This is a genomic window from Caballeronia sp. M23-90, assembly GCF_053574605.1.
The window spans coordinates 1-11,765 of the sequence record NZ_JBSIPA010000187.1; the positions used below are offsets into that span (position 1 = coordinate 1).

12 protein-coding genes and 1 tRNA gene are annotated in these 11,765 nt (G+C 60.5%); 9 read left to right on the top strand and 4 right to left on the bottom strand.

Annotated features, from left to right (window positions below; all coding sequences use genetic code 11):
• The 7 genes from ACRXB1_RS18720 to ACRXB1_RS18750 all read left to right on the top strand — a co-directional run.
• Positions 1 to 175 (top strand): YraN family protein (locus ACRXB1_RS18720; RefSeq protein ID WP_449492841.1); only part of this gene is annotated, 175 nt, incomplete at its 5' end.
• Positions 176 to 322: 147 nt separating this feature from the next.
• Positions 323 to 910 (top strand): SIS domain-containing protein, encoded by a 588-nt coding sequence (locus ACRXB1_RS18725; protein WP_075359051.1) that lies wholly within the window; start codon positions 323 to 325, stop codon positions 908 to 910.
• Between the two features lie 19 nt (positions 911 to 929).
• Positions 930 to 1,736 (top strand): BON domain-containing protein, encoded by an 807-nt coding sequence (locus ACRXB1_RS18730; protein WP_062170350.1) that lies wholly within the window; start codon positions 930 to 932, stop codon positions 1,734 to 1,736.
• On the top strand, positions 1,733 to 2,095 hold the full coding sequence (locus ACRXB1_RS18735; protein WP_449492838.1) for a c-type cytochrome: 363 nt from the start codon (positions 1,733 to 1,735) through the stop codon (positions 2,093 to 2,095). The genes ACRXB1_RS18730 and ACRXB1_RS18735 overlap by 4 nt, the downstream gene beginning before the upstream one ends.
• 69 nt (positions 2,096 to 2,164) lie before the next feature.
• Positions 2,165 to 2,240: transfer RNA gene (locus tag ACRXB1_RS18740), tRNA-Ala, on the top strand.
• A gap of 185 nt (positions 2,241 to 2,425) precedes the next feature.
• Entirely contained in the window at positions 2,426 to 2,701 is a 276-nt protein-coding gene (locus tag ACRXB1_RS18745) for a plasmid mobilization protein (protein ID WP_449492839.1), read from the top strand.
• Entirely contained in the window at positions 2,701 to 2,895 is a 195-nt protein-coding gene (locus ACRXB1_RS18750; protein ID WP_062168679.1) for a hypothetical protein, read from the top strand. Before ACRXB1_RS18745 ends, ACRXB1_RS18750 begins: the two co-directional genes overlap by 1 nt.
• Before the next feature lie 251 nt (positions 2,896 to 3,146).
• Here ACRXB1_RS18750 and ACRXB1_RS18755 read toward each other — a convergent pair whose 3' ends face one another.
• The gene (locus ACRXB1_RS18755; RefSeq protein ID WP_086383260.1) at positions 3,147 to 4,826 is read right to left on the bottom strand and encodes a Na+/H+ antiporter; all 1,680 of its coding nucleotides are present in this window, start codon (positions 4,824 to 4,826) and stop codon (positions 3,147 to 3,149) included.
• Between the two features lie 407 nt (positions 4,827 to 5,233).
• Between ACRXB1_RS18755 and ACRXB1_RS18760 the strand changes: the two genes are divergently transcribed.
• Complete coding sequence (locus ACRXB1_RS18760) at positions 5,234 to 6,553, top strand: EAL domain-containing protein (RefSeq protein ID WP_062168683.1); 1,320 nt, start codon at positions 5,234 to 5,236, stop codon at positions 6,551 to 6,553.
• 41 nt (positions 6,554 to 6,594) lie between these two features.
• On the opposite strand, the gene ACRXB1_RS18765 is transcribed toward ACRXB1_RS18760, so the two are convergent.
• Positions 6,595 to 10,164: an indolepyruvate ferredoxin oxidoreductase family protein gene (locus ACRXB1_RS18765; RefSeq protein ID WP_449492840.1), complete on the bottom strand. Its 3,570-nt coding sequence runs from the start codon at positions 10,162 to 10,164 to the stop codon at positions 6,595 to 6,597.
• Between the two features lie 257 nt (positions 10,165 to 10,421).
• Here ACRXB1_RS18765 and ACRXB1_RS18770 point away from each other — a divergent pair, with 257 nt between their 5' ends.
• Positions 10,422 to 11,045, top strand: a complete 624-nt coding sequence (locus tag ACRXB1_RS18770; protein ID WP_062170358.1) for a glutathione S-transferase family protein — start codon at positions 10,422 to 10,424, stop codon at positions 11,043 to 11,045.
• Here ACRXB1_RS18770 and ACRXB1_RS18775 read toward each other — a convergent pair.
• Positions 11,042 to 11,287, bottom strand: a complete 246-nt coding sequence (locus ACRXB1_RS18775) for a hypothetical protein (RefSeq protein WP_062168687.1) — start codon at positions 11,285 to 11,287, stop codon at positions 11,042 to 11,044. The genes ACRXB1_RS18770 and ACRXB1_RS18775 overlap by 4 nt on opposite strands.
• 69 nt (positions 11,288 to 11,356) lie before the next feature.
• Positions 11,357 to 11,581 (bottom strand): hypothetical protein, encoded by a 225-nt coding sequence (locus ACRXB1_RS18780; protein WP_062168689.1) that lies wholly within the window; start codon positions 11,579 to 11,581, stop codon positions 11,357 to 11,359.
• Between the last annotated feature and the right edge of the window lie 184 nt (positions 11,582 to 11,765).

Sequence of the window (11,765 nt, forward strand, 5' to 3'; positions counted from 1 at the left end):
TCTTGCCGCCGCAGCGGCAAACATCGGCGCACACAAGCAGAGGCGGCTGGTTCTCGCGGCGCAGCATTATCTGATGACCTGGCGCGGCGCGTTGCCCGCGTGCCGATTTGACGTGATCGCGTTCGACGCGGGCCGTATCGTCTGGCTGCGCGATGCTTTTCGTGCGGATAACTAGCGCAAGCCGTGTGTATCTTGAGTATGGGGGACAACGAGTGCGGTAAACTGCGCGGAGCCCGAAGTGCCAGGACGCCGGGCTCGCAAACCTCCGACGTAACCCATCACTGAATCACCGCGCCTGGTCGCGGCCGTTAACCGAGAGTCGATGTCCGTCGAACGAATCCAGCAGCATTTCCGCGAAAGCGCGGCCGTCCAACGCGAAGCAACTGATGCGCTTGCGTTTCCCATTGCCGCCGCCATCGACGTGTTGTTCGGCGCGCTTGCCAACGGTTCGCGCATTCTCGCGTGCGGCAACGGCGGATCGGCAGCCAATGCACAGCGGCTCGTCGCCACGCTCGTTGGACAGTTCGAGCGTGAGCGTCCTGGCTTGCCTGCCATTTCGCTCGATGCAAATGCGCTGATGCTCACGGCCATCGGGAACAGTTCTGCATTCGAAGAGATCTACTCGAAGCAGGTCCGGGCGCTCGGCCAGGCAGGCGACGTGCTCGTCGTCATTTCCGCGTCGGGCAACTCGGTCAACTTGCTGGCCGCGATCCAGGAAGCACATGAGCGCGAGATGTTCGTCATTGCGCTCACGGGCAGCGGCGGCGGGGTGATCAGTGAAGTGCTCGCCGACACCGATATCCAAATCTGCGTGCCGTCCGAGCGGGCGGCACGAATCCAGGAAGTCCATCTGTTAACCATTCATTGCCTGTGCGATGGCATCGACGCGATGCTGCTCGGCGAAGAATGATCTCAAGGGGAACGAGTTGATGAACACGACACGCGTCAAATCGACGCTTGCCAAGGCCACGTTGCTGGCTGGACTGTTATCGGGCGTCGCGCTGAGCATGCAGGGCTGCGCGCTTCTGGCAATTGGCGCAATGGGTGGCGCCGTGGGCGGCGGCACGCTGGTCGCCACCGACCGGCGTACGCTCGGCGCGCAAACCGAGGATCGGGAGATCCAGGTGAAGGCGAAGAGCCGCATTGGTGAGAGTCTGCCCGATCAGGCACACGTCAGCGTGACTGTGTTCAACCGGCGCGTGCTGCTTACCGGTGAAGTGCCGACCGACCAGGCGAAGCAGAAGGCCGAAGAGGTCGTGCGCGGCATCAACAATGTGAACAGCATCGTGAACGAGCTTGCCATTCAGGGCGCGAGTTCGTTGTCATCGCGTACTAACGACGCTTATCTGGAAAGTCGCGTGAAGGGCGCGTTGGTCGGCGAGAAGGATCTGCGCGCGAATTTCTACAAGGTCGTGTGCGAGCGCGGCACGGTGTACCTGATGGGTCTCGTCACGCGTGACGAAGGCGCGGCTGGCGCGAGTGTCGCCGCGCAAACGCCTGGCGTGGAGCAGGTTGTGAAGGTGTTCCAGTACATCAAGCCTGAGGATGCGCAGGCATTGTCGGCGGCGGCTGCATCGGGCGCGAGTGCGCCGGCGGTGACGCCTATCGACGATAACCCGACGGTCGGCGCCGTGCCGGATTCATCGGTGAGCTCGAAGCCGCTCGACGGAACATCACCCGCGCCGGTCAAGAACTCGGATGTGCATCCGGGCAGTCCGGCGCCGGCGGCAAAATGAAGCGGTGGTTTTTGAGTGGCGTAGTCGTTGCGGTGGGTTTGGTTGCGGCGGGGCAAGGCGCGGTCGCAGTTGACGCGCCGGCGGCCGCTGTTTCCCCCGCCGATGCCATGAACATTGCGCGCAAGAACGCCTGCATGGGATGTCATGCAGTGGACCGCAAGCTCGTGGGGCCATCGTTTCAGCAGATCGCCGAGAAGTACAAGGGCGACGCGAAAGCGCCGGCGCGGCTCGAGGCAAAGGTGAGGGATGGCGGCAGCGGCGTGTGGGGCATGTTGCCAATGCCCTCGCATCGGTCAATGGATTCGGGCGATATCAGGACGGTCGTTGCGTGGATTCTGGCTGGATCGCCATCGAAGTGATGGGGTGGTTCGCACGCACCTGACGCTTGTCAGGCAGTCATTAGGCTGTGCTAGAATCGATTTCAAGATGGGGGGGTAGCTCAGCTGGGAGAGCGTCGCGTTCGCAATGCGAAGGTCGGGAGTTCGATCCTCCTCCTCTCCACCACGCTTCAACGACAAAACCGGCTTCGGCCGGTTTTGTCGTTTCCGGGCCGAGAGTTATCGCACGTTTTCAGGCTGCAACTTCTGTCTGCGACGCTTCTTGACACAACGCAGCGAATCTTTGCTTGACGTCGAGCTTTCGCGCAGTGTTATGTTTCTATCCATGGGGAAACAGGCTTAGGAGCGGAAATGGCAGCAGCAAGCGGACGGATTATCGTGCAGGTGACGACGGGGCAGAAACGCGCTATCGCGCGCACTGCAAGACGGCTCGGATTGAACGTGGGAGAACTCATGCGTCAGGCAGCACAAGGCTTTGCACCGTCAGAAGACGAACGCGATCTGCTCGCCTTGATTGAGCGTGCAAATGTGTCTGCGAGGCAAGCGAGCGAATCACTCGTTGATACGTTGTCGTTCATCCAGGAGTCGAACAAGCGTATCGCTGCAATGACGGCGGAGAACGCGTAATGGGCGTGACTGACAAGTTGTGGGACGCGCTCACGACCGTCATCAAGATAAGCGACAACATGGTGTCGTTGAACAGCAGCGTCAAGGCGCAACAGGCGAAGGTCGAAGGGCTTACAGAGCGCGTGATCCGCCTTGAAACGACATTGGAGCTCCTGTTGCGCACCGGCGGCAATACCAGGAAACTGCCGCGCTGATTGGCGAGCCTCTGGATTGCTCCGCTCGCTCCGCTTGACCCGGGTTCTCCAGTGCCCAAAAAAAACCGCTCAGTGCCAAAGGCAGTGAGCGGGAAGATCGGAGAGTTACAACGACATCATGCGCTTTCATGGAGTACGCATGGGATGAAGTATGGCGCGGCGGTCATCGTTGAAAAATACGATAACTCCTAAAACGTCCGTTATGTTATTCGTTAGTCCGTTTTAAATCGCTGATTGAAATGAAGCTCCCTTCAAGCGGCCGCGCCTTTCTTGCGATTCACAATCGCGGTTTCGGACAAATCGATTTCGCGCATCAGCTTGTTCAGGGTTTCGTCGTTGATAGCCTGGCGCGTGCGCAGTTTCAGAAGCTCCGATCGCTCCGCCCGCAGCGCGGCCATCTTCAGCTTGGTTTCGACCATCTCACTTTGTCGTGCGGAACGACGAGACTCTTCTTCATCGCCGAGTCCTTCAAGTCGCCGTCTGTACAAACTCATCACGCGTGCCGTGGAGTCCGCACAATGCGCCGCGCCGGTTTCATCCATCTGGCCGGTGAGTTTTTCCTGAGCTGCATCGATTGCACGAATCGCTGCCTGAGCAGCGTGACGGCGTGCGATGCGTTCTTCAGCCGCGTGTGGATCGCCGCGACGCTTCAATCCGCTCAGCAACAGCGGCAATCCAATCACGCCGATTAGCAGCGACATCAGGATCGTCCCCGACGCGATGAAAATGGCCAGATCACGTCCCGGCAACGCGGTGCCGTTCGGTAGAACCTCGGGCAACGACAACACGCCGGCCAGCGTGACCGCGCCGCGCACGCCGCCAATAGTGGTCATGGCCACCGTGCGCACACCCGGCACTGCGTTCGATACGCCATGCTTCGCGGCGCCGCGGCTCGCGACCCAGCGCAGCACCCACACCCACGCAAATCGCAACCCATAAAGCGCGATGACCACCGCGGCCACATAGCCCAGCAGCAAGCCCACTTGGTATAGCCCATCGTGATGCGCCTCGATCAACGCGCGTCCGATGATGTGTGGAAACTGCAGCCCGAGCAGAATGAACACCATGCCGTTGAAGACGAACTCGATCATCGTCCAGGTGCTCGTCATGCGGATGCGCGCCGCCGTCGGGATGATCTCGCGCAGGCTCTGGAAGTTCATCATCATGCCGGCGGACACCGCCGAGAGGATGCCCGAACAACCGAGTTTCTCGGCGATCAGATACGCGGCGAACGGAATCAGCAACGTGAGGACGACGCCGGCGGCTGGGTCATCGTCGTCGGACATCTTTACGATCCGCCGTGGGATCGTGGTCACGAGCCAACTGATCACCGCGCCGATCACGAGGCCGCCGACGGCGATCACCACAAAACTTATCGATGCCGCGCGCAACGAGAACACGCCTGTCAGCGCCGCCGCGATGGCGAACTTCAGCGCGACCAGGCCAGACGCGTCGTTCATCAACGCCTCGCCTTCGAGGATGTGCATGAGGTTCGCCGGAATGCGTCCCTTGCCCGCAATGCCGCTCAACGCGACAGCATCTGTTGGCGATAACACCGCTGCCAGCGCGAACGCGACCGGCAAGGGCATGACGGGAATCATCACGTGCAGGAACCAGCCAAGCGCGCCCACCGTCATGAATACGAGGCCGAGCGCGAGCAGCAGGATCGCGCGGCGTTGCATGAAAAATTCGCGCTTCGGGATCCGCCAGCCGTCGGCGAAGAGCAGCGGCGGGATAAAGAGCATCATGAAGAGCTCGGGATCGAACGTGACGTGCAAGCCGAATCCCGGCCACGCGAGACACGCGCCGATTGCGATCTGAATGAGCGGCAAGGGCAACGTGAACGGCAACTTGCTGGCAAGCGCGCTCGTGATGAAGCCGGACAGCGCGACTGCCAGCATCAGAATGAGTACGGTGAAAACGATATCCATTTTTTTCTTGGTGCGGTAATCGGAGCAATGAGGAGCGAACTTCGTCCCGCCACGCTCTTTTGATAACAAAGGACCAAAGTTTAGCTTGGACGGGCGAGCCAGTCTGAATCGGGGCCGCGCACTGCAATGGTGCGATCCGCACGCCGTCCCGTGAAAGAGGCGTCTCGCCTCGGTGCACACGGTGACGAAAGCTCCGCAAACCACTCATGGCTCGTGAGCACGGAGCTTGCTTTATCCAAAGGGACGGGACGCGCAGATTCCCCGCTTAAAGATAATCGAGGGCAGTGTATGAAACCAGGATTGAGCGTGCGGGCGGCGCAGCAAGCAACGCAATCGATTGCGAAAAACAAAGAGGATGGAGTGCACGATACACAAACGCAGGCGTGCATTCGTCCGGGGAAGGCATGATGGCGATAGCGAATCCGGAGAAGATCAAGCCGATCTCGCCGCGGAATTTTGAACTGAGCGTGACATCGGGGTTCGACCGGTATTCGGTCGACCACGGCAACTGGACGCTATCGAGCGTCTTCCAGCCGGTGTTCAGCCTCTCGCACATGCGGGCGGTCGGATATGAGGGTTTGTTGCGTGCGCACGATGCGCTCGATCGCGCCGTGTCGCCGCTCGATGTGTTTGGTCAGGCCGCGCGCATTGGAGAGGCCATGCAGCTCGACCGCCTGTCGCAGGCGCTGCATCTGGAAAATTTCAACGTGTTGGGCGCTCAGAACGAATGGCTGTTCCTGAATGTCCATCCGGGTTCGTTGACCGAGCCGTATCACATGGCCGCGTTGCTGGCGAATCTAAAGCGCCTGAATATCGAACCGCGTCGTGTGGTGCTCGAGGTGCTGGAGGATCGGGCAGACGACATCGAGAAACTCGCCGAAGCCGTGCAGCATTTTCGTGAGCACGGCTTTCTGATCGCGCTTGATGACTTCGGCGCGGGACATTCGAATATCGAACGGATATGGCAACTGGATCCGGATATCGTGAAGCTCGACCGCGTGATGCTGTCGCATGCTGCGCAGTCGGCTCATACGCTGCACGGGATGAGCCACTCCAAGCACCGGCGCAACATGGAGGCCATCCTGTGCGGCGTGGTTTCGCTGCTGCATGAAGCGGGCAAGCTGGTGTTGATCGAAGGCGTGGAAACCGAGCATGAGGCGCAGCTGGCGCTTGCAAGCGGCGCGGATTTCGTGCAGGGATTTTTCTTCGGACGTCCGAATCCGGGTCTTGCCGATGCGCCTCAGGCGCACACGTTGATGAGCGAGCTGACGGAGCGTTTCCGCCTGCAGACCGAGGCGAAGGAGCGGCGGGTGGCAGCCCGTCTGCAACCGTATGTACGTGCGTTCGAGCGCGCGGCCGAGCGGCTGGCGGCAGGCGAGCCGCTGGAAGAGGTGTGCTGGAATTTCCTCGCCCTCGATAACGCCGCCCGATGTTTTCTGCTCGATGTCAACGGGCGGCAAGCCGGCCGGAACGTCGTCCTTCGGGCTGATCGGGCTGCCCATGAAGCGCGGTTGTTGCCTTTGATCGATGCTCAAGGCGCGAACTGGCTGCGCCGTCCCTACTTCAGGGACGCGCTGGGCGCGCCGGATCGCGTGCACGTGACGAAGCCGTATTTATCGATCAATGAGGCGCTTCCTTGCGTGACGTTGTCGGTGGAGACTCGCATGGGCGGCCAGCGCGTCGTGCTTTGCGGAGACATCGATTGGGAGGCGGAGGAGGAAGAGTAGGAATGGGTCGAGCTGATCCACGTGAATCAGCTCGCGTCTTTTCATTTCGCCACGACGACTGGAATCCCCCTCAGGGCGCCGGCGCCCTTGAGCTCATCCAGTGATGCCTGCACGTAGCGTCCCGTCTCGACCGCAATCCCGAGCTTCGCGCCCAGATCGCGTTCGCGCCGCTTCACCATCGATAAATTCGCCAGCTTCACGTGCCCATATCCGCGAATGCGTTCGTGCAGCAGCGCAAGCGTTTCGACGTCCTTTGTGTTGTCAGGCGTCATCGCCCTGAGCGCGCGTTGAACGGTGATTTCGTAGTCGCCGGGAAGCTGGCGTTCCATCTTGCGTTCCAGCGACCGGCCGAACGGATCGATCACTGTTCCTCGCAAACCACGCACCTTCGACATCACGCCGAGCACCGGCCATAGCCATTGCCCGAACGTCATCTTGCGCGGCGCGCCGCCATTTTTCGCCTTCGATAAAACCGGCGGTGCCATGTTGAACTTCACGGCGAAATCCTGGCCGGCGGTTCCTTCGAACTGTGCTTCCAAAGCCGCGCGGAAAGCGGGATCGGTGTGAAGCCGCGCGACTTCGTATTCGTCTTTCACAGCAAGCAGCCGATAAAAGGTCGTGGCGACCGCCCGCGTCACGGCATCGTTGCCGGATGAAGCGGCAACTGAAACCAACGAGCGGTATCGCGTCACATATTGCGAACCGCCATATGCCAGCAATCGCGCCTCGCGATCGGCAATCAACGTTTCGAGCGGCATCGCGTTCATTTCGATTCGCGGCGCGGCGGAGGTCTTGCGCAGCGCTTCAAGTGCGCCGATATCCGCAGCCGCCAATCGCCCGATGGCAAATGCGAGCTTGTTCATAGGTACAGCGACGTTGTTCAACTCGATGGCGCGCATCAACGCCGCGTGCGACACGGGCACGAGTCCGAGTTGCCACGCGTAACCCAGCATCAGGATGTTCGCGCCGATCGTGTCGCCGAGAAAGCGCGTTGCCAGCGCCTGGGCGTCACACGTGTTCATGCGCTCCACGCCCGCTGCATGCTGCATCTTTTCGAGCAGCGATCCGGCGTGAAGATTCGCGTCCGGGTTCTGCACGAACGTCGCGTTCGGAATGGCGTGCGTGTTCACGACAATGCGCGTGCGGCCATGCCGGACGGTTTGCAATGCGTCGGCGCTCGCGCCCACGACCATGTCGCACGCGAGCAGCACGTCAGCCTGCTGGGTATCGATGCGAACCTGGTTAAGCAAGGCATCGGTCGCGGCGAAACGTACGAATGACAGCACCGCGCCGCCCTTTTGCGCGAAGCCCATGAAGTCGAGCACCGACGCGCTCTTGCCTTCAAGATGCGCCGCCATGCTGATGAGCGCGCCGACCGTGACCACACCCGTGCCGCCGACCCCGGTGATCAGGATGTCGTACGGCGCGTTATCGAGTTTGAGCGCGGGTTCCTGCAACCCCTCCACGCCTGCCGCGAGCGCCTCGGGATCGAATCCGTTGCCGGCCGCCTTCTTGAGTTTCGCGCCTTCCAGCGTCACGAAGCTCGGGCAAAAGCCGTTCACGCACGAGTAGTCCTTGTTGCACGACGACTGGTCGATGCGGCGCTTGCGTCCGAGTTCGGTTTCCACCGGTTCGACCGATAAACAATTGCTCTGCACGCCGCAATCGCCGCAACCCTCGCACACGGCTTCGTTGATGAACAGGCGTTTGTCCGGGTCGGGGAATTCGCCTTTTTTCCTTCTGCGGCGTTTTTCCGCTGCGCACGTTTGATCGTAGATGAGGACCGTCACGCCTTTGATGTCACGCAAACGCCGTTGAACGTCGTCGAGTTCGCTTCTATGATGGAACGTCGTGCCCTTCGGAAACTGGTCGTGATGCCCGTCGTATTTTTCGGGTTCGTCGCTGACCACGACCAGCGTTGCGATGCCTTCCGCTTCGACCTGCCGCGCGATTTGCGGCACGGAAATGCTGCCATCGACAGGCTGGCCGCCGGTCATTGCGACGGCGTCGTTGTATAGGATCTTGTACGTGATGTTCGTCTTCGCCGCGGCCGCCTGGCGAATCGCCAGGATGCCCGAATGAAAGTACGTGCCGTCGCCGAGATTCTGGAAGACGTGCGGCGTTTTTGTGAACATGGAATGCGACGCCCAATCCACACCTTCGCCGCCCATCTGGATCAGGCCGGTCGTGTCGCGTTCCATCCAAGAAGCCATGAAATGGCAACCGATTCCGGCTTGGGCAATCGATCCATCGGGCACCTTGGTGGATGTATTGTGCGGACAGCCCGAGCAAAAATACGGCGTGCGTTTGACGGCATCGGCGGCATTCGACAGGATTTGCGGCGCAACGAGATCGACAACTTTGTCGCGCCGATCAAGCGCGGGTTTGTGCCGCGCGAGCCAGTCGGCGAAGACAGGCAACACGCGCGACGGACGCAGTTCGCCAAGCGCGCTCAACAGCATTGCGCCGTCCTGCGCGTTCTTGCCGATCACAACCGGCCGCGCACCTTGTGTCCGGTTATACAAATGGTCTTTGATCTGCTGCTCGATCACCGGGCCTTTTTCTTCGATGACCAGCACTTCGGACAGGCCTTCCACGAACGTATCGAGCCGCGTGGTTTCTAGCGGAAACGACAAGCCCACTTTATAGATGCGCACGCCAGCGGCGTCGAGATCATCGACGGTCAGATCCAGACGGCGCAACGTTTCCATCAAGTCCAGATGCGCCTTGCCGCACGTCACAATGCCGACGTTCGCATGACGGCTTGGGGCGATCCATTTATCGATGGAATTGGTCTTGGAGAAATAGCGCACCGCTTCCAGCTTAGCGGCCAGCCGCGCTTCGATTGTCAGGCTCGGCAGGTCGGGCCAGCGATTATGCAAACCGCCTTCAGGCGCGACGAAACCTTCCGGCGCCGGCCAAACGGTCTGCAACGCATCGAGGTCGACGGTCGATCCTGACTCCACTGTTTCCGAAATCGCCTTGTATCCCACCCATGCGCCCGAAAAGCGTGACAACGCCCATCCATAAAGACCGAACTCGAGCATATCGGCGATATTCGATGGATTCACCACCGGCATATGCCACGCAATCATCGCCTGGTCGGACTGATGCGGCATGGATGACGACACGCAGCCGTGGTCATCGCCCGCCACGACGAGCACGCCGCCATGGGGCGAGGAACCGTAGGCGTTGCCGTGCTTGAGCGCATCGCCGGCACGGTCCACGCCCGGGCCTTTGCCGTACCACATGGCGAACACGCCATCGACCGTGCGTTCAGGATCGGATTCCACGCGCTGCGTGCCGAGAACCGCGGTGCCCCCAAGTTCTTCGTTGATTGCGGGAAGGAAGCGCACGTCGTGCGACGCCAGCAGCTTCTTCGCCTTCCACAATTGTTGATCCACCATGCCAAGCGGCGATCCACGATACCCGCTCACGAAACCCGCGGTGTTCATGCCCGCAGATCGGTCCAGTTGCCGTTGCATCAGGACGAGGCGAACCAGCGCCTGCGTGCCCGTCAGGAAGATCCGGCCATGAGTTGCGTTGAGGTTATCGGTGAGCTGATAGGCGGCGAGCGGCGGATGGTCTGCAAATGGGACACGCGCGTTCATGAAGTCTCCGGCGTTTATCGTTGGTATTGAGGGATGTCGTCATTCTTCCTCGCCATAAGCGGAGATTTTTTGCGTTTCTCGCGCTCATATGAGCTGCAGCGCAATGAAACCCATCTTATCGATCGCCGTTGAGTAGAAAAAGCCGGCCGAATGGCTAACGTGTGGTTAACCCGCACCGCGAAGTGCCCAGGAGCGGGTAATCTCAATGCTCCTGCTGCGACGAAGATATGCAGCCTCACAACGAGGAAGATCCGCCCATGAAGCTCTACTACTGGCCAAAGACTCGCGCGTTTCGCGCGCTGTGGATGCTCGAGGAACTGGGTGTGCCGTACGAGTTCGCATACGTGAACATCCGCGCCGGCGAACAAAACGAAGCGGCGTTCTGTGCGGTAAATCCCATGTCGAAGCTGCCCGCGCTCGATGACGACGGCGTCTGCGTTGCAGAGTCGGGCGCGGTGCTCCTGTATCTCGCCGATAAACACCCGCAGGCCGGCCTCGGCGTTCCACTCGACGATCCTCTACGCGGCCGCTTCCTCCAGTGGATGTTCTTCACGGGCGCGTGCCTTGAACCGGCAATGGCTGAAAAGATGATCGGCGCGCCCGGAAACAGCGTGAGTTTCGGCTGGGGTGATCTGGGTCGCGTGGAGAAGGCGATCGAATCGGCGCTCGCGCACGGGCCGTGGTTGCTAGGCGAGCGTTTTACAGCCGCCGATATCCTCGTTTCAAGCACGCTGCAGATTGCGTATATGGCGAAGCTGATCGAACCGGGCGGCGCGCTGTCCGAGTACGTCGCGCGTGCAACGTCACGCGAGGCGCATGAGCGCGCGGTATCGATTGATAAAGCCGAGGCGCAGAAGGCTTCGTCCGCTGCCAAAAATTAAGGAAACGTCTTTGGTTTGGGAATGCCTGCGCCGGCTTCAATGTCGGCGACGGCCTGTACATGCGCGGCATCGACGGCATCGGTCGGGCTCGACAAACCGTTGTCTCCGCCTATGGTTTTCCACGGTTGCACGGCTTTGTCGAGATGACGGATTTCGTATTCAGCGTCCCACCGCGTTCCCTCCAATTCAATAGGACGAACGTGGATTGAATAGACGCCGTAAAGAAAGAGTTGTTCGGACATGCTGAGTCTCCCGTCCAAGCTGAGTTAAACGGAAACGGCGGCGCGAGAAATCCAGTGCCGCCGTACATTTCAGAGTTCGATTTCGCCGAGAATCCGGTGCGCGAGCGCGCGGGCTTCGTCCAGCGCTTCTTCTTCGGAGAGGGATGTGGCGGCGACATCGTAGAGTTTCGGTTCGTCGCTATCCTCGCCGTCGTCCCGGACCAGCGAGACGACGCCCTGGAACTGGCCGTCGTCGGTCGGACGAACGCCGATAGTCGCGGTGTAGATGCCCTTCGTGTAGATCGTGTCTTCCATGATGCGCTCCGCCAAAGTTTGAAAACGATGCTAGCACGCGTATTTATCGCGCGTATGACCGTCTTTTTCGTAAGCGGTGAGCGCACGTTTCAGGCCAGCAGATCCTCGACTTCTTCGAGCGACGGAGAATGCGCGCCCGACATGCGGCAAGCCGCAGCGCCGGCCGCCAACGCAAACCGCAGAA